This window comes from Klebsiella sp. CSG-1 (assembly GCF_056521145.1).
The window spans coordinates 644,187-661,561 of sequence record NZ_JBWNLD010000001.1 but is presented as its reverse complement, the minus strand read 5'-3'; the positions used below and the strand labels follow the sequence as shown (position 1 = coordinate 661,561).

Sequence of the window (17,375 nt, the reverse complement as noted above, 5' to 3'; positions counted from 1 at the left end):
TTCAGAGCATTCTCTTTTCCGCACAGCATAAGGTGTTGTCCCCCAAAAATCTTGGGTAAAGAACGCGCATCCAGCGTTCTCCGTGCTCAAATTGCGTCCTCAGGTAAATTGAGATCGCGTCCGCGCGTCTCCGGAGCGAAAAAGGTGGTCACCAGACCGATGGCGGCCATCAGCGAGAAATAGACAGCGATAGGCCACCAGTGCCCGTAAAACGAGAGCAGCGCCGAGGCCACCAGCGGCGCGGTACCGCCCGACATAATTGAGCCCAGCTCTTTGGCGAAGGCCATTTTGGTATAGCGATTAGTCACGCCAAAAAGCTCAACGCCCCAGGCCGCCTGGACACCGAAAATACCCAGCGAAGCGAGCCCCATACCGGTAATGATGGTGGGGATAACAATCCACGGCTCACGGGAGTCGAGCAGCATAAAGGCCGGGAAGGCGTAGAGGATCAGTAACAGACAGAACCAACGATAGATGATGCGCCGACCGAAGCGATCGGAAAGCCAGCCCGCCAGCGGAATAATGGCGAATCCCAGAATCGACGCGATAAACACGGCCACCGTCGGGACCGATTTATCGACCATCAGAACCCTGGCGACATAGCCAATGATAAAACCCTGGGCGAGGTAGGATGGGCCATTTTCGCCGATGCGTAAGCCGACCATTGTCCAGAACGCACGGGTGCGTCGCCAGAAGCCACGGGTGTCCTGCTGTTTCATGGCCTGGCCGCGGCGCAGCGATTTTTCACGTTCGGCCTTGAGCAGCGCTTTTTGTCGTTCAAAGACCGGAGTTTCACGGATATGGCGACGAATGAACAGCGCCGTCGCGGCGATGAGAATGCTGCTGAGGAAAGGGATGCGCCATCCCCAGCTGAGCAACGCATCTTTGTCCATTTGTAAGACAACGAGCCAGACCACAGAGGCGAGTAAAGTGCCGCTGTTGGAGCCGAGAGCGATAATGGAAGAGACCAGCCCGCGGCGCTTCACGGGGGCGTATTCACCGAGCATCACGGTGCCGCCTGAGAGTTCTGCTCCGGCCCCCAGCCCTTGAGTAAATCGCAGAATAACCAGGCACACCGGCGCCCATACGCCAATCTGGGCGTAGCCGGGAATTAAGCCGATTAGCATGGTTGAGAATCCCATCAGGCCGATGGTGATCACCATGACAATTTTGCGTCCGTGCCGGTCGCCTATCCAGCCAAACAGCAGCGCGCCGATGGGCCGGGCAATAAAACCAACGGAATAGGCGGCAAAGCTGGAGAGAAGCGCCATGACTGGGGTGGCCTGTGGAAAAAAGACATCGCCAAAGATAATACCGGCGGCGAGTCCGTAGAGCGCAAAATCGGCATATTCCATCGTGGTGCCTAACCAGCAGGAAAACGTCGCTCGCCAGAATTCGCGGCGCCCTTCGGGGGTTTCCATGCGCTCCTGGGCAGCCTGCTGGCCGTCAGTCAGGGGAACAGAGGATGAATGCGTGTTCATAAGAACTCCTTGAAGTGAGCTGTCGACAAAAGCCGCAGGTTTTAACTCTTCATGTTCTACTCGCGTAGATATTATATTTCTTCGGCAGATTAATAGATCTACCCGCGTAGAATTGAAAGATGAAAGAGTCAGGATTGCGAAAGCGATCACTTATAACAGGCAATTGTTACAGAAAATGATGCCCCGGACGCGCTACTCTGAAAGGAAGAAGGTTTCCTGAGGCGTCGCCCGGTAGGCGATGGCGGGAAGTGAGTTATAATGATGCTCTGTAGGCGCCAATAGACGGAGGACACGTGAATATCAGCGATGTGGCAAAAAAAACCGGCTTAACCAGCAAAGCGATTCGCTTTTATGAAGAGAAGGGACTGGTCACGCCGCCGCTGCGCAGTGAAAACGGCTATCGCAGCTACAGTCAACGGCACCTGGATGAACTGACCTTACTGCGCCAGGCGCGGCAGGTCGGGTTTAATCTTGAGGAGTGCCGCGAACTGATTTTTCTGTTTAACGATCCGTCGCGGCACAGTGCGGACGTTAAGCGCAGAACGCTGGATAAAGTTGCGGATATTGAGCGCCATATCAGCGAGTTGCAAAATATGCGCAGGCATCTGCTGGCGCTGGCGGAAGCCTGTCCCGGCGATGACGGCGCCGATTGTCCAATTATCGACAACCTTTCCGGCTGCTGCCACCGCAAGGCGCAGGCTTAGCGGCGTGGCGCGGTGGCCCGCACGCGCAGCGTAATACCTTCGACGGCCAGTACCTCTACGTGGCTGCCTGCGGCAAGGTCCTCATCGGCCACCACCGGCCACGAGCTGTCGCCAACGCGTACGTGACCATGGCCGTTGATCAGCGGGCTTTCCAGCATGAAGACGCGGCCGACCAGCTGCTTGCCGCGCTGGTTGAGCTGCGCGTCGGCCGGTTTCTGGCGCGCGACCTGCCTGCGCAGCCAGTGTGACCACAGCCAGGCGGCCAGCAAGGTCATCGCGGCGAACAGCGTGCCCTGCCACTCCCAGCCGAAGGGCAGCCCCCAGGAGAGGAGTCCGGTGACTACGCCGGCGATGCCGCTCCACAGCAGATAGCCGTTGCCGCCCAGCATTTCAGCGGCCAGCAGGAGTCCGCCGAGGCTCAGCCAGAAAATATGCGGATGGGCGAGAATGAGCGCGATCATGATTTTTTCCGTTCGCCAGAACCTTCTTTGATAAGCTCGCTGATACCGGCGATAGAGCCCATCAGGCTGCTGGCATCGAGCGGCATCATCACCACTTTGCTGTTATTGGCGGAACCAATTTTCTGCAGCGCATCGGTGTATTTCTGGGCCACAAAGTAGTTAATCGCCTGAATATCGCCGGAGGCGATAGCGGACGAGACCATCTGCGTCGCGCGGGCTTCCGCTTCCGCAGAACGTTCGCGGGCCTCGGCCTGTAAGAATGCCGACTGGCGTTCCCCTTCCGCTTTCAGGATCTGCGACTGCTTTTCCCCTTCGGCTTTGAGAATTTCGGCCTGGCGTATCCCTTCGGCTTCAAGAATATAGGCGCGTTTGGTTCGTTCGGCTTTCATCTGGGCGTTCATCGAGGCAATTAGTTCAGCCGGCGGGCGCACGTCGCGAATTTCGACGCGGGTAATTTTGACGCCCCACGGGTTCGTCGCTTCGTCGACAATATGCAGCAGGCGGGTGTTAATGCTGTCGCGCTGGGAGAGCATTTCGTCAAGTTCCATCGAGCCAAGAACAGTACGAATGTTGGTCATCGTCAGGTTGACGATCGCCTGCTGTAAATTGCTGACCTCATAAGCCGCTTTTGGCGCATCAATGACCTGAATAAAGCACACGGCATCAATAGTAACGTTGGCGTTATCGCGTGAAATAACCTCCTGGGAGGGAATATCAAGCACCTGTTCCATCATATTAATCTTACGGCCAATCCGATCCATAAATGGCACCACCAGGCTTAAACCCGGTTGCAGCGTCATGGTGTAGCGGCCGAAACGCTCAACGGTCCACTGGAAGCCCTGGGGGACAATTTTAACGCCCGCCATGACGATAACCAGCGCGACGAAAATGAGTACGGGGATAAAGATCAGCATCAAAAAACCTCCTGTTTTATTGCCTGATGAGGCGCCAGAAAAAATGACGCAGGTTTAAATTGAGTATATCTTTCTCCTCACCCAGGCGAAAGGAAACTGGAGTAAACTAGCAGGGTTGTGGGAAAAAAGTGGAACAATAATGAAGGAAAATAACGCTATTTTGCGTCTTGCGAATGTTGGCTTTCAGGTCGACGAGACGGTCATTCTTAATAATATAAATCTCCAGCTGCGGGCCGGAGAATTTAAGCTGATTACCGGGCCTTCCGGCTGTGGAAAAAGCACCTTGCTGAAAATTATCGCCTCGCTGCTGAGTCCTACCTCCGGGCAGATTTTTTTTGCCGATCGGGATATTACGGCGCTCTCGCCGGAAACCTACCGCCAGCAGGTCTCCTACTGCGCGCAGACCCCGGCGCTGTTTGGTGACTCGGTCTATGACAATCTGATTTTTCCCTGGCAGATTCGCCATCAGCAGCCGGATCCTGCGGCGCTGGTCGCTGATTTACAACGCTTTGGTCTTGCGGAAAATACGCTGGAAAAATCAATCAATGAGCTTTCTGGGGGAGAAAAGCAGCGGGTTTCGCTGATCCGTAATTTGCAATTTTTGCCCCAGGTATTGTTGCTTGATGAAATTACCAGCGCGCTGGACGAAAGTAATAAACACAACGTCAACGATATTATTCATCGTTATGTGACGGAAAAAAATATTGCGGTGCTGTGGGTCACCCACGATCGCAATGAAATTGCCCATGCTGATGAGGTGATCACGTTGCAGCCCGCCGGCGGCAGCGCTCAGGAGGTGTCTCATGAACGGGCATAATATTACCAACGAATCGCTGGCGCTTTCGATGGTGCTGGTGCTGGTGGCGATTATTGTGAGCTACCGGGAAAAACTGGCGCTGGAAAAAGATATCGTCTGGAGTATCTGTCGGGCGGTGGTGCAGCTGATTATTGTCGGCTACGTCCTGAAATATATCTTCAACGTCAATCACGCGCTGCTGACACTGCTGATGGTGCTGTTTATTTGCTTTAACGCGGCATGGAACGCGCAAAAGCGCAGCAAATATATTGATAAGGCCTTCCTGTCGTCATTTATTGCCATTACGACCGGCGCCGGACTGACGCTGGCGGTGCTGGTCTTCTCCGGCTCCATTGCTTTTGTGCCGATGCAGGTGATTCCGATCGCCGGGATGGTGGCCGGGAACGCGATGGTGGCGGTCGGGCTGTGCTACAACAATATGGGACAGCGCTTCAACAGCGAGCAGCAGCAAATTCAGGAGAAGCTCAGCCTGGGCGCTATGCCGAAAATGGCGGCTGCCGGGTTAATTCGCGACAGTATTCGCGCATCGCTGATCCCGACTATCGATTCGGCTAAAACGGTGGGGCTGGTGAGTTTGCCCGGCATGATGTCAGGGCTGATTTTTGCCGGCATTGATCCGGTGAAGGCTATTAAATATCAGATTATGGTGACGTTTATGCTGCTCTCTACCGCCAGTCTGTCGACGATCATCGCCGGCTATCTGACCTACCGCAAGTTCTTTAACGCCCGCCATCAGCTGGTGGTGACGCAGTTGAAAAAGCACTCATAAACGTAACGGCTCCCCGGATGGCGGCACGACAGTGCCGCCCGTAGCCCCGATAAGCTCAGTGCGAACGGGGGCGTTTTGGAGAACAGGTGCGGCGTTTTCGCCCCCGTAGCCCCGGTAAGCGCAGCGCGAACGGGGGCGTTTTGGAGAACAGGTGCGGCGTTTTCGCCCCGTAGCCCCGGTAAGCGCAGCGCGACCGGGGGCGTTTCGGAGAACAGGTGCGGCGTTTCCGCCCCGTAGCCCCGGTAAGCGTAGCGCGACCGGGGGGATTGACGTGGATAAGGGGATTAGTACAGCAGCGAATAGAGCTGACGGCGGTACTTCGCCGCCAGGGCATCGCCGGTACCCAGTGCGGCAAGGATCTCCTGCAACATCTTGCGTACCTGGCCGTCTCCGGCGCCTAAATCCTTCTGCAAATGGCTGAACAGCAGCGCCAGCGCTTCTTCATTGCGGCCAACCTGATGCAGCTGCAGCGCGAGCTGAGCGGCCAGCGCGGCATCTTCAGGATGCTGTTCAACCTGCTGCTGCAGCTGTTGAATTTCCGGCGTATCGGCCGCCTGTTTCAGCAGCTCAATCTGCGCGACCAGCCCCTGATAGCGGGTATCCTGATCCTGCATAGGAACGGTTTTCAGCACCGCTTCGGCTTCGTCGGAACGCTGCAGCGCGATCAGCGTCTCCGCCAGCAGCAGGCCAATCTGGCTGTCCTGGTTCGACATCTGCCACGCGTCTTTCAGCAGCGGCAGAGCCTCAAGATATTTTTCTTCCTGCATCAGCGCCAGCGCCTGCTGAGCTTTGAGCTCCTCTTCGCGGGGCAGCACTTTATCCAGCAGCGCACGGATGGCTGATTCCGGCTGCGGGCCTTCGAAGCCGTCTACCGGCTGGCCGTTCTGGAACAGATAAACCGTCGGGATTGAGCGCAGGCCAAACTGTGAGGCAAGCATCTGCTCAGCATCGCAGTCCACTTTCGCCAGCGTAAACTGCCCGTTGTATTGCGCAGCCAGTCCTTCCAGAACCGGCGTCAGCTGCTCGCAGTGCTGGCTGCGCGCTGACCAGAAATAAAACAGCACCGGCGCAGTAACGGATTGCTCCAGCGTCTGGTGCAGGTTAGCTTCGGTAATATTGATAACATTCTGTACTGACATGAGCGCATCTCTTTAGTCGATTTTGGGTATACATGGGGGCGACAGCCGGAGCTTCAACTCAGCCCTGGATAATTTTGTCCATCAGTCGCGTCGGCAGCAGGCGTTTGAGCAGCGCCACGGCGTGGGTGACAAGCGTCACCGGATAGCGTAATTGCGGTTTGTCGCTGGTAAAAGCATGGCGCACTTTTTCCACCACCGCTTCCGGACCGAGGGTAAAGCGTGCGGCGATCCCCGGATTCTCCACCGGCTTATCGCGCTGGGTTTGGTTGACGTTGGTGGTAAAACGGGTGTTGATGGGACCGGGCTCAATCAGGCTGACCTTAATGCCGCTATAGCGCAGCTCCATACGCAGCGCATCGGACCAGGCTTCCAGCGCATATTTGCTGGCCGCGTAGGCGCCGCGACCGGGGCTGGAGATGATCCCCATGACCGAGGAGGTCATGACGATACGCCCTTCGCCGTGCGGCTCCATTGCCGGCAGAAGTAACATCGTCAGCTGGTGTGCGCCAAAAAAGTTGGCGGAAAACTGCGCCTCCATCTGTTGACGGCTAATGGTGGCGAGCGGGCCATAGACGCCGTATCCGGCGTTATTAAACAGCCCGTACAGGCGATTATTGGTCAGGGCGATGACCTCCGCAGCGGCGCGTTCAACGCTTTGCGGATCGTCGAGGTCCAGCAAAATACCGGTCAGCCCGAGCTCCTGCATCCGCGCCACGTCGTCCGCTTTACGGCAGGCGGCCAGGACGTTAAAGCCCTGGCGTTTTAAATCGAGGGCGCTTTCAAGACCAATACCGCTGGAACAGCCTGTAACTAAAACCGATTTTTGCATAACTTTACCTGCAAGCGACGCCTGAAGATCAGGAGTCATGATTAACTAAGGGAGCCAGCCGGGTTGCCATCCAGTCGGCAATAAAAGGCTGGGCATCGCGATTGGGGTGGATGCCATCATCCTGCATCCACTGGGGTTTCAGATAGACCTCTTCCATAAAAAAGGGCAGCAGAGGAATATCAAACTCTTTGGCCAGGGCCGGATACAGGGCGCTAAAGGCTTCATTATAACGACGGCCATAGTTGGCGGGCAGGCGAATTTGCATCAGCAACGGCTGAGCGTTGGCGGCTTTGATATCCTGAATCACCGTCCGCAGAGTTTGTTCGGTTTGCTGGGGCGGGAAGCCGCGTAGCCCGTCGTTGCCTCCCAGTTCGACCAGCACCCAGCGCGGCTGATGCTGCTTGAGCAGCGCCGGGAGTCTTGCCAGCCCTTGCTGCGAGGTGTCGCCGCTGATGCTGGCGTTGATGACCGGCGTGGTGGTCTGCCACTTATCGTTGAGTAGCGCAGGCCAGGCGGCGCTGGCGGCCATGCGATAACCGGCGCTCAGGCTATCGCCAAGAACTAATAGCTTGTCTGCGGCCATGGCGCGGCAGGCAAAAAAAATCAGAAACAGGAAAGGCAAATGCCAGCGGAAAACATACTTGAAGTTCATCATCTTAAGAAGTCCGTCGGTCAGGGAGAGCATCAGCTTTCCATCCTTACCGGAGTTGAGCTGGTTGTCAAACCGGCGCAGACCATCGCCCTGATTGGCGAGTCGGGATCGGGGAAATCGACCCTGCTGGCGATACTTGCCGGGCTGGATGACGGCAGCAGCGGTGAGGTCTCCTTACTCGGCCAGCCGCTGCATACGATGGATGAAGAGGCAAGGGCGCGGCTGCGGGCCAAACATGTCGGCTTTGTCTTTCAGTCATTTATGCTGATTCCAACGCTTAATGCTCTGGAAAACGTCGAGCTTCCGGCGCTGCTTCGCGGTGAGACCGATAACCAAAGCCGTGGCAGCGCCCGGGCATTGCTGGAGCAACTGGGTCTGGGTAAACGTCTTCATCATCTGCCGGCGCAGCTTTCCGGCGGTGAGCAGCAGCGGGTGGCGCTCGCCCGCGCGTTTAACGGTCGGCCTGAGCTGCTGTTTGCCGATGAGCCTACCGGCAATCTTGACCGCCATACCGGCGACAAAATTGCCGATCTGCTGTTTTCCCTTAATCGAGAGCATGGTACCACCCTGATCCTGGTGACCCACGATCCGCTGCTGGCGGCGCGCTGCGATCGGCGGCTGCGCCTGGTGGACGGCCTGTTGCGGGAGGAAGCATGATTGCCCGCTGGTTCTGGCGCGAATGGCGCTCGCCCTCGCTGTTGATAGTCTGGCTGGCGCTGAGCCTGGCGGTGGCCTGCGTGCTGGCGCTGGGGTCGATCGGCGATCGGATGGAAAAGGGGCTCAGCCAACAGAGTCGCGAATTTATGGCCGGGGACCGGACGCTGCGCAGCTCGCGTGAGGTGCCTGCCGAGTGGATTGACGAGGCGCGCAGGCTCGGACTCACCGTCGGAGAGCAGCTGAGCTTCGCCACCATGACCTTTGCCGGCGATACGCCGCAGCTGGCGGATGTGAAGGCGGTGGATGATACCTATCCGCTTTACGGTAAGCTGGAGACGCAGCCACCGGGCCTGAAACCGCAGGCCGGAAGCGTGCTGCTGGCCCCGCGCCTGATGGCGCTGCTGAACTTAAAAATCGGCGATACTCTTGATGTCGGCGATGCCACGCTGCGTATTGCTGGCGAGGTGCTACAAGAGCCGGATGCCGGCTTCAACCCTTTCCAGATGGCGCCGCGGCTGATGATGAACACCGCCGATGTGGCGAAAACCGGCGCGGTACAGCCCGGCAGCCGTGTCTCCTGGCGCTATAAGTACGCCGGAACCCCGCAGCAGCTGGCGGACTATGAAAAGTGGCTCCTGCCGAAGCTGGGGCCTGAACATCGCTGGATCGGCCTGGAGCAGGACGACAGCGCCTTAGGCAAATCACTGGAACGCTCGCAGCAGTTTTTACTGCTGTCTGCGCTGCTGACTCTGTTGCTGGCGGTGGCCGCGGTGGCGGTGGCGATGAGTCATTACTGCCGCAGCCGCTACGATCTGGTGGCGATCCTGAAAACTCTTGGCGCCGGACGCGCGCAGCTGCGTAAGCTTATTGTCGGCCAGTGGCTGATGCTGCTGGCGCTGGCGGCGGTGGCCGGCGGCGCGATGGGGGCGGGGCTCGAGCAGATTCTGCTGCTGATGCTAAAACCGGTGCTACCGGTGGCTTTACCGCCGGCCAGCGGCTGGCCGTGGCTGTGGGCGATCGGCGCGATGGTGGTGATTTCGCTGCTGGTGGGGTTACGACCTTATCGCCTGTTGCTGGCAACGCTGCCGCTGCGGGTACTGCGTCAGGATGTCGTTGCCAACGTCTGGCCGCTGAAATTGTATATTCCGCTGGTGTGTGCGGTGGTGGTGATTCTGCTGGCGTGGCTGATGGGCGGAAGCCCGCTGCTATGGGCGGTACTGGCCGGTGCCGTGGTACTGGCGCTGCTGTGCGGCGTGTTGGGCTGGGGGCTGCTGTGGATGTTGAAACGGTTGACCTTGAAAGCGCTGCCGTTGCGTCTGGCGGTGAACCGTCTGCTGCGCCAGCCGTGGTCAACCCTGAGTCAGCTGGCGGCATTTTCGCTGTCGTTTATGTTGCTGGCGCTGCTGCTGGTGCTGCGCGGCGATCTGCTGGCTCGCTGGCAGCAGCAGCTGCCGCCGGAAAGCCCCAATTACTTCTTAATCAACATTGCTCCGGAGCAGGTCGCTGCGGTGAAAACGTTCCTCGCCGGGCATCATGTTACGGCGACCGAGTTTTACCCGATTGTGCGCGCCCGCCTGACGCAGATTAACGGTCAGGCGGCGGAGAACAATAAAGACGAAGCGTTGAACCGTGAGCTGAATCTGACCTGGCGCAGCGAGCGGCCGGATCATAATCCGCTGGTGGCCGGAAGCTGGCCGCCGAAAGCCGGGGAGGTCTCGATTGAAGAGGGGCTGGCGCAGCGGTTGGGCGTCAAGCCTGGCGATAGCGTGACGTTTACCGGGGATACTCAGGACTTTAGCGCGAAAGTGTCCAGCGTGCGTAAAGTTGACTGGGAGAGCCTGCGGCCAAACTTCTTCTTTATCTTCCCGCCGGGGGCGCTCGACGGGCAGCCGCAAAGCTGGCTGACCAGTTTCCGCTGGGATAACGGCAATACGCTGTTGACGCAGCTTAATCGCGAATTCCCCACCGTCAGCCTGCTGGATATTGGTGCGATTCTCCGTCAGGTGGGCCAGGTATTGACACAGGTCAGTCGGGCGCTGGAGGTGATGGTGGTGCTGGTGACCGCGTGCGGCATTTTACTGCTGCTGGCGCAGGTTCAGGTCGGTATGCGCCAGCGCTATCAGGAGCTGGTGGTCTGGCGCACGCTGGGGGCCGGAAAGTCGCTGTTGCGTACCACGCTGTGGGCGGAGTTTGCGTTGCTGGGCGTGGTTTCCGGCGTAGTGGCGGCCATCGGCGCGGAGGTGGCGCTGGCGATGCTGCAAACCAAAGTCTTTGATTTTCCGTGGACGCCGGACTGGCGACTGTGGGTGATGTTGCCGCTGTGTGGTGCGCTCCTGCTGTCGTTATGCGGTGGCTGGCTAGGGTTGCGTTTGTTAAAAGGCAAAGCCTTGTTTCGCCAGTTCAGTCAGTGACTGGATGGAGACGTCATCGGGCAAGCGTCTGGTGACGCTGCGCTTGCCCGGACATACGGGAAAACGCAGCCTGCTGATATACAGGAACACAGGCCGGGTAAGGCGTCAGGCCGCCACCCGGCAAAAATACGAGCTCCGTCGCGAAATGAACGCTACTGCAGATGACCGTGGTTCAGTGCGGTGAGCGGTTCATTGACGTCGAAAACTTTGCCGATAACTTCATCAACGCCGAGCGATTTCAGGCGCGCGGTATGCTTATTGAGGTAAGCGAGGGCGGTCTCTTCATCCTCGAAAAGATAGATCCCGCCCGCCTCGTGGTTCTTTTCGCTTTCCGTCCAGACCTTCCAGATAAACCCCGGCTCCTGATTGATCGACTCGGCAAGCTCCACGAGCTGGCGGGACATCTCGCTGCCGAAGGGGCCGTTAAAGGCAAAGTGCAGCTGCAGTAGTTTTTTCGACATAATTCCTCCATGGATAATGTTTGAGCGTCAGTACTTCATTTTAATGACAGAACGATGAAATGATAATCGCTGATTTTTTAAGCGCACAAAATGATAACTCACTGATTTTTAAGAGCACTAAACATTAAAAACCCAACAACACGTCATGCCAAATCACGGTTAATATTCAGCTGGAAACTATAAGGTTGCTTATTACTCAAGGAAAAAGCATGGCACATAAAATAAAAACGCTGGCGATGACGATCGGCGCAGCACTGGCGTTAACCTCTTTCGCATCCCAGGCTGAGATTACGTTACTGAAACAGGACCCGCAGGCCGGAGATCCGCTGAGCCGCCTGAACTTTACCGTCGGCGGGAGTATTCGTCCGCAGTTCAACATGATGTCCGGCGACGGCGATAAAGGGTCTTATAAACGTAATGGTTTTGATGGCGGGACCCGTTTCCGCTTCGCCGCTGATTATTATCTGTTTGATGATATCAGCTGGATCAGCTATTACGAGCTGGGGGTCAATATTCCGGCATTGTTTGACTGGGATAACCACTATGCGGAAGGCGCCAATAATACGACCCGCCGTATGTTGTACACCGGGCTGAAGAGCGACACCTGGGGGACATTAACCTACGGTCAGCAAAACAGTATTTACTACGATGTGGTTGGGGCGAAAACCGATATCTGGGATTACGACATGATCGCCCAGGCGCCGGGTAACGGCATCAACGGCGACTACGATGGTTCGTACCGTTCCCGTAATATGCTGAAATATAAGAAAACGGCGGGTGACGTTGACCTCTATGCCTCTTATTTGTTTGAAGATAATGAATATCTGCCGGGCAATGGCCTGCGCTATAAGCGTAAAGGCGGCGGTTCCGTGGGCGTGGATTATCACATCACCAGGGACCTGACCTGGGGGACCGCGTGGAACTACACCCGTGCCGAGATGCGCGACCCGTCAACAGCAGACAACAAAACCTATGATCAGAATATCCTCGGTACGGCGCTGAGCTGGAAGCCGGATAACTGGACCTTCTCCTTCGGTGGCGGTTGGTATCAGAACTTTATGACCACCAAAAAAACCGATGTTTACGACTATTTCGCCGGGGATGCCTGGGGGATTGAGTACTTCGCCGGTTATACCTTCCCGATTGGTCAGTACGCGGTGAAAACGATTCAGCCATACTTTATGGGCGACCGCCTGGAGTACGTCAACGGCCGTAACTATCAGCGAATTGATAACGGACTGGGGATCAGCTTCCAGCTGGATTACGGTTTCCGCGTTGATTATGAGCACGTCTTTACGTCCAGCACCGACAACCTGGGAGATATGAACCTGGTGCGTCTGCGCTACGACTTCTAAGCGGCTGCGGCTCCCCGGTGGCGCTGCGCTTACCGGGGCTACAGGCATATTCCCCGGTGGCGCTGCGCTTACCGAGGCTACAGGCATATTCCCCGGTGGCGCTGCGCTTACCGGGGCTACAGTCTTACTCCCCGGTGGCGCTGCGCTTACCGAGGCTACAGTCTTACTCCCCGATGGCGCTGCGCTTACCGGGGCTACAGGCATACTCCCCGGTGGCGCTGCGCTTACCGAGGCTACAGGCATATTCCCCGGTGGCGCTGCGCTTACCGGGGCTACAGTCTTACTCCCCGGTGGCGCTGCGCTTACCGGGGCTACAGGCATACTCCCCGGTGGCGCTGCGCTTACCGGGGCTACAGGCATATTCCCCGGTGGCGCTGCGCTTACCGGGGCTGCAGGCTTACCGCCATCGGCGGACCTTTAGCCCGGCTAAGGCGTTTTCGCCGCAAGCCGGGCAGTAGGGCGTTTGATTACTTCGCCAGCCAGGAGGCGACGTCATTCCAGCTGCCGCGAAAGATAATTTTTTCCGCTTTTTTACTCAGCTGATAGCGATACATCGGGTCGTAGTACTCTTTCAGCAGCGGCACCAGCCAGGTAAAATGGGCATCGGTCGTGGCGCCTCGCTGCTGCGAAGCCAGCGCCTCATCAAGCAGGGTCGTGAGCTGGGCAAAACGCTGTAGCCCCAGGCGACGGCGAATGGCAAACAGACCGTGATGCAGATACTCGCTGTACTCCTGCCAGCCTTTCTCTTCACCGAAAGCATCAATAAAATCACGGTGCATACGGTCAAAATACTCTTCCCGCAGGCGCTCCAGGCGGATCTCAAACGGGTCTTCCACTACCGCCAGCGGCGACTGCGCCATGCGCTCACGCATGCATTCCGGCAGGTGGTTTGCGCCGATCATATGTCCTTCATCTTCCAGCACCCAGCGGCGATGCTGCCCGGCTGGTTTCAACATCGCCACCGCCAGATGGTTTTCAAATGTTGCCTGGGCGTGCTGTTCACGCAGCGTGCGGCCGAACGATGAGCCGCGATGGTGGGCGAGCCCCTCCAGATCGATACCGTCGGGTCGGGAGCAGACCAACTGTGTCTTGCCGTTGCCGGTACAGCCGCCGATCAGCACGATAGGGCGCTGCACCAGCTCTTCGGTGAGCCGGATGGCGGCCTGGCGCAGCGCCTTATAGCCGCCGACGATCAGGGGGTAATCCACGCCCGCTTCCTTCAGCCACTGCTGGACGATATGTGAACGCTGACCGCCGCGGGCGCAGCACAGATAGCCCTGCGGATAACGTAAGCAGGCGTCGCGCCATGCGGCGAGACGCTTTTCCCGCACCTCGCCGCTGACTAACTGATGGCCCAGCGCTAAGGCCGCGTCTGCGCCGTGGCGTTTATAGCAGGTGCCGACGGCGGCGCGCTCGGCGTCGTCCATCAGCGGCAGGTTCAGTGCCGCGGGAAGTGCGCTTTGGCGGAATTCGATCGGGGCGCGGACGTCAATGATTGGCGTGTCCGCTGTGAGAATAGTGCGGTAATCGGTCCCATTTTTCATGGGTCATCCTTCTGAAGTCAAACTGAAAGCGTCTTTAAATAAGAAAATCTTTAAAGCAAGGAGGGGATTCTACGCGCCTGAATGTCTGCCGGGGAAGGGCGAAGATCAATTCCCCGGCAAATAGCCGGTTTCATTCGGGCGAACGGGCGGCGGATGCGCTGCTCGCCCGAAGGGGTCAGGAGGATTACGCCAGCTGGGATTGCGCCCAGAAGATACCGCTGGCGTACTCCGGCGGCAGGATAGGTTTTAACGCTTCCAGCGTGGCGCTCAGGCGGTCGGTATCGCTGTCGGTCAGGTTAAGGTGACCCACTTTGCGCCCCGGACGCACCTCTTTGTCGTACCAGTGCAGATGCACCAGCGGCAGCTTCAGCCAGTCGTAGTTCAGATCGGTACCGATCAGGTTGATCATCACCGAAGGGCTGTTCACGACCGGCGGCGGCAGCGGCAGGCCGGTAATCGCCCGCAGATGCAGTTCGAACTGGCTGATCGAGGCCCCGTTCTGGGTCCAGTGACCGCTGTTGTGCACGCGTGGCGCCAGCTCGTTAATCAGCAGGCCGTCAGCGGTGACAAAACACTCCATCGCCATCACGCCCACGTAGTTCAGCGCGTTCATAATGGCGGTAAGCATGCTTTCCGCCTGGTCCTGCTGGCGGGCATTGGCCTGCGGGAAGGCGACGCTGGTACGCAGAATGCCCTCCTGATGCAGGTTGCGGGTCAGCGGGTAGAACACCGTGCTGCCATCCTGCGCGCGGGCGCCAACCAGCGACACTTCGGCGGAAAAGTTGATGCCTTGCTCAACAATGCATTGGCCATAGTTTTCATCCGGTAGCTGCGCAATGTCGTTTTCACGCAGTCGCCATTGGCCGCGACCGTCGTAACCGCCCACGCGACGCTTAACGATAGCCAGTTCGCCCAGACGTGCGAATACCGCCGGCCACTCGCTTTTATCTGCCAGCAGCTGCCATGGCGCGGTGGCGAGCTCCAGCTTATCAAACAGCTGTTTTTGCGTCAGACGGTCGGCAATGATCGGGAACACATCGCGGTTAACAAACGCCGGGTGGCGCGCCAGTTCACGCGTGAGCGCCGTTTCCGGCCAACGTTCGATTTCGGCAGTGATCACGCTTTGCTGAAACGGCACCGCTTCAGGATCGGCTTCCAGACCGACTGGCCAGACGGCGATACCCAGCGGTTCACCGGCCTGGCGCAACATCCGGCCTAGCTGGCCGTTGCCAAGGATGCAAACCTGCTTCATGCCGCACCCCGCGGATCCGGATTCTCCAGCACCTCATCGGTCTGGGCCTGACGCCAGGCGCTCAGGCGCTGATGCAGTTCAGCGTCGTGCAGCGCCAGAATCTGCGCCGCCAGCAGAGCCGCGTTGGCGGCACCGGCTTTGCCGATGGCCAGTGTACCGACCGGAATTCCGCGCGGCATCTGAACAATAGAGTAGAGACTGTCTACGCCGCTTAACGCCGCGCTTTGGACCGGCACACCGAGCACCGGCACCAGGGTTTTCGCCGCAATCATGCCCGGCAGATGCGCCGCGCCGCCCGCACCGGCAATAATCACCTGATAACCGTTGCTTTCCGCGCCTTCGGCAAAGCTAAACAGCTTATCGGGCGTCCGGTGTGCGGAGACCACTTCAACATGGTACGGAACGTTCAGGGCATCAAGGATTTCTGCGGTAAACTGCATGGTAGCCCAGTCGCTTTTGGACCCCATCACGATGGCGATACGCGCCGTATTATTGCGGGAAGACATGCGTCTTAAAACTCCTGTGGGTGTGCTTCACACTGCTTTAGAGGCCACAGAGAATAACATGATCTTTCGGTAAGGAAAACGGTTGCGTCACCGGTGATAGGGTGAAAATGGGCTGGAAATTAAAACGGGAATGAGATCAGTTCAACGTCGTCTTTGCTGACTTTGACCATCGACCCTTCGCTGTGCCAGGCGCCGAGGACCACGCGAAACGCCGGTTTGCCGTTGGCCTCTAGCGGGTGGACGGCAGGACGATGCGTGTGACCGTGAATCAGCCACTGCACCTGATGCCTCTCCAGCGCTTCGACCACCGCCTGCGGATTGACATCCATTATTTCCAGCGACTTGCTGCTGTTGGCCGCTTTACTGTCGGCGCGCATTCTGGCGGCGATGCGGCGGCGAATAAACAGCGGCAGGGCAAGGAACAGACGCTGAATCCACGGCGTATGGACTTTGGCACGAAAAGCCAGATAGCCCGGATCGTCGGTGCAGAGCGTATCGCCATGCATAATCAGGACCCGACGGCCGTACAGGTCGAGCACTTTTTCTTCCGCCAGCAGCGTCATCCCGCAGGCGCGTGCGAAGCGCTGGCCAACGAGAAAGTCGCGGTTGCCGTGAACAAAATAGCAGGGCACGCCTGATTGAGTTAATGCGTTGATTGCCGAGGCGATTTGCTGATGCAGCGGGTTCGGATCGTCATCGCCAATCCAGGCTTCAAACAGATCGCCAAGGATATACAGCGCGTCCGCCTCACGGGCTTCGCCGGCTAAAAAGCGTAGAAAACCGGCGGTGATCGCCGGTTCTTCTGTTTGCAGATGCAAATCCGCAATAAAAAGTGTCGCCACGAATTACTCGCTGACGGTGACGCTTTTGATCACAACATCTTCTTTCGGCACATCCTGATGCATGCCGCTGCGGCCGGTAGCGACCGCTTTGATTTTGTCGACCACGTCCATGCCTTCAACCACTTCGGCAAATACGCAGTAGCCCCAACCCTGCAGGTTTTCACCAGAGAAGTTCAGGAAGTCGTTATCGACAACGTTAATGAAGAACTGCGCGGTGGCGGAGTGAGGTGCCTGAGTACGGGCCATGGCCAGAGTACCGCGGGTGTTTTTCAGGCCGTTGTTGGCTTCGTTCTGGATCGGGGATTTGGTGGTTTTCTGCTCCATGCCTGGCTCAAAGCCGCCGCCCTGGATCATGAAACCGTTGATAACACGGTGGAAAATGGTGTTGTTGTAGAAACCTTCGCGGCAGTAATCCAGGAAGTTTTTAACTGTTTCCGGCGCTTTGTCGTCAAAGGTTTTGATGACGATATCGCCATGATTAGTGTGGAAAGTAACCATTTTTGCATCCTGTTCCGATGATTGTGGTGCTTAAACCCAAAGTTGGGCGTGACATAGGGGGCTGTTATAGCATAACCGCCGGG

General features: G+C 57.7%; 19 protein-coding genes. 7 read left to right on the top strand and 12 right to left on the bottom strand.

Annotated elements, in window-relative coordinates:
• Positions 1-86: 86 nt before the first annotated feature.
• Entirely contained in the window at positions 87-1,481 is a 1,395-nt protein-coding gene (locus AC007G_RS03255; protein WP_142630440.1) for an MFS transporter, read from the bottom strand.
• Positions 1,482-1,774: 293 nt separating this feature from the next.
• On the opposite strand from AC007G_RS03255, the gene cueR reads away from it, so the two are divergent.
• On the top strand, positions 1,775-2,185 hold the full coding sequence (gene cueR / locus AC007G_RS03250) for a Cu(I)-responsive transcriptional regulator (RefSeq protein ID WP_032689183.1): 411 nt from the start codon (positions 1,775-1,777) through the stop codon (positions 2,183-2,185).
• On the opposite strand, the gene AC007G_RS03245 is transcribed toward cueR, so the two are convergent.
• Together AC007G_RS03245 and AC007G_RS03240 are read right to left on the bottom strand one after the other, a co-directional pair.
• Positions 2,182-2,646: an NfeD family protein gene (locus tag AC007G_RS03245; RefSeq protein ID WP_032689182.1), complete on the bottom strand. Its 465-nt coding sequence runs from the start codon at positions 2,644-2,646 to the stop codon at positions 2,182-2,184. The genes cueR and AC007G_RS03245 overlap by 4 nt on opposite strands.
• Positions 2,643-3,560: an SPFH domain-containing protein gene (locus tag AC007G_RS03240; protein ID WP_032689181.1), complete on the bottom strand. Its 918-nt coding sequence runs from the start codon at positions 3,558-3,560 to the stop codon at positions 2,643-2,645. The genes AC007G_RS03245 and AC007G_RS03240 overlap by 4 nt, the downstream gene beginning before the upstream one ends.
• A gap of 139 nt (positions 3,561-3,699) precedes the next feature.
• On the opposite strand from AC007G_RS03240, the gene fetA reads away from it, so the two are divergent.
• Positions 3,700-4,377 (top strand): iron efflux ABC transporter ATP-binding subunit FetA, encoded by a 678-nt coding sequence (gene fetA / locus AC007G_RS03235; RefSeq protein WP_032689180.1) that lies wholly within the window; start codon positions 3,700-3,702, stop codon positions 4,375-4,377.
• Positions 4,364-5,146 carry an iron efflux ABC transporter permease subunit FetB gene (gene fetB, locus AC007G_RS03230; protein ID WP_142630438.1) on the top strand — a complete coding sequence of 261 codons (783 nt, stop codon included), beginning with the start codon at positions 4,364-4,366 and terminating at the stop codon, positions 5,144-5,146. Before fetA ends, fetB begins: the two co-directional genes overlap by 14 nt.
• Before the next feature lie 284 nt (positions 5,147-5,430).
• Here fetB and AC007G_RS03225 read toward each other — a convergent pair whose 3' ends face one another.
• Genes AC007G_RS03225 through tesA form a run of 3 tightly spaced genes read right to left on the bottom strand, consistent with a single transcriptional unit; the run spans position 5,431 to position 7,766 of the window.
• Entirely contained in the window at positions 5,431-6,285 is an 855-nt protein-coding gene (locus tag AC007G_RS03225; RefSeq protein WP_032689178.1) for a co-chaperone YbbN, read from the bottom strand.
• Between the two features lie 58 nt (positions 6,286-6,343).
• On the bottom strand, positions 6,344-7,153 hold the full coding sequence (locus AC007G_RS03220) for an SDR family oxidoreductase (RefSeq protein ID WP_162180125.1): 810 nt from the start codon (positions 7,151-7,153) through the stop codon (positions 6,344-6,346).
• Positions 7,143-7,766, bottom strand: coding sequence for a multifunctional acyl-CoA thioesterase I/protease I/lysophospholipase L1 (gene tesA / locus AC007G_RS03215; protein ID WP_032689237.1), 624 nt, complete (start codon positions 7,764-7,766; stop codon positions 7,143-7,145). Before tesA ends, AC007G_RS03220 begins: the two co-directional genes overlap by 11 nt.
• Between tesA and ybbA the strand changes: the two genes are divergently transcribed.
• Together ybbA and ybbP are read left to right on the top strand one after the other, a co-directional pair.
• Positions 7,737-8,423 carry a putative ABC transporter ATP-binding protein YbbA gene (gene ybbA, locus AC007G_RS03210; protein ID WP_032689236.1) on the top strand — a complete coding sequence of 229 codons (687 nt, stop codon included), beginning with the start codon at positions 7,737-7,739 and terminating at the stop codon, positions 8,421-8,423. The genes tesA and ybbA overlap by 30 nt on opposite strands.
• Positions 8,420-10,834, top strand: coding sequence for a putative ABC transporter permease subunit YbbP (gene ybbP / locus AC007G_RS03205; RefSeq protein WP_142630436.1), 2,415 nt, complete (start codon positions 8,420-8,422; stop codon positions 10,832-10,834). The genes ybbA and ybbP overlap by 4 nt, the downstream gene beginning before the upstream one ends.
• A 152-nt stretch (positions 10,835-10,986) precedes the next feature.
• On the opposite strand, the gene AC007G_RS03200 is transcribed toward ybbP, so the two are convergent.
• Positions 10,987-11,295, bottom strand: a complete 309-nt coding sequence (locus AC007G_RS03200) for a monooxygenase (protein ID WP_004858861.1) — start codon at positions 11,293-11,295, stop codon at positions 10,987-10,989.
• Between the two features lie 209 nt (positions 11,296-11,504).
• Between AC007G_RS03200 and AC007G_RS03195 the strand changes: the two genes are divergently transcribed.
• Complete coding sequence (locus tag AC007G_RS03195) at positions 11,505-12,650, top strand: porin (protein ID WP_032689174.1); 1,146 nt, start codon at positions 11,505-11,507, stop codon at positions 12,648-12,650.
• Between the two features lie 17 nt (positions 12,651-12,667).
• Positions 12,668-13,108, top strand: a complete 441-nt coding sequence (locus tag AC007G_RS03190) for a hypothetical protein (RefSeq protein ID WP_142630434.1) — start codon at positions 12,668-12,670, stop codon at positions 13,106-13,108.
• Between the two features lie 9 nt (positions 13,109-13,117).
• Here the strand turns inward: AC007G_RS03190 and mnmH are convergent, their stop codons facing one another.
• From mnmH to ppiB, 5 genes are all read right to left on the bottom strand, one after another.
• Positions 13,118-14,194 carry a tRNA 2-selenouridine(34) synthase MnmH gene (mnmH, locus tag AC007G_RS03185; RefSeq protein ID WP_479466541.1) on the bottom strand — a complete coding sequence of 359 codons (1,077 nt, stop codon included), beginning with the start codon at positions 14,192-14,194 and terminating at the stop codon, positions 13,118-13,120.
• Between the two features lie 184 nt (positions 14,195-14,378).
• Positions 14,379-15,446, bottom strand: coding sequence for a 5-(carboxyamino)imidazole ribonucleotide synthase (purK, locus tag AC007G_RS03180; RefSeq protein WP_032689161.1), 1,068 nt, complete (start codon positions 15,444-15,446; stop codon positions 14,379-14,381).
• Positions 15,443-15,952, bottom strand: a complete 510-nt coding sequence (purE, locus tag AC007G_RS03175; RefSeq protein ID WP_085396673.1) for a 5-(carboxyamino)imidazole ribonucleotide mutase — start codon at positions 15,950-15,952, stop codon at positions 15,443-15,445. The genes purK and purE overlap by 4 nt, the downstream gene beginning before the upstream one ends.
• A gap of 119 nt (positions 15,953-16,071) precedes the next feature.
• Positions 16,072-16,794: a UDP-2,3-diacylglucosamine diphosphatase gene (gene lpxH / locus AC007G_RS03170; RefSeq protein ID WP_032700649.1), complete on the bottom strand. Its 723-nt coding sequence runs from the start codon at positions 16,792-16,794 to the stop codon at positions 16,072-16,074.
• Positions 16,795-16,797: 3 nt separating this feature from the next.
• Positions 16,798-17,292 (bottom strand): peptidylprolyl isomerase B, encoded by a 495-nt coding sequence (ppiB, locus tag AC007G_RS03165; RefSeq protein ID WP_004858873.1) that lies wholly within the window; start codon positions 17,290-17,292, stop codon positions 16,798-16,800.
• Between the last annotated feature and the right edge of the window lie 83 nt (positions 17,293-17,375).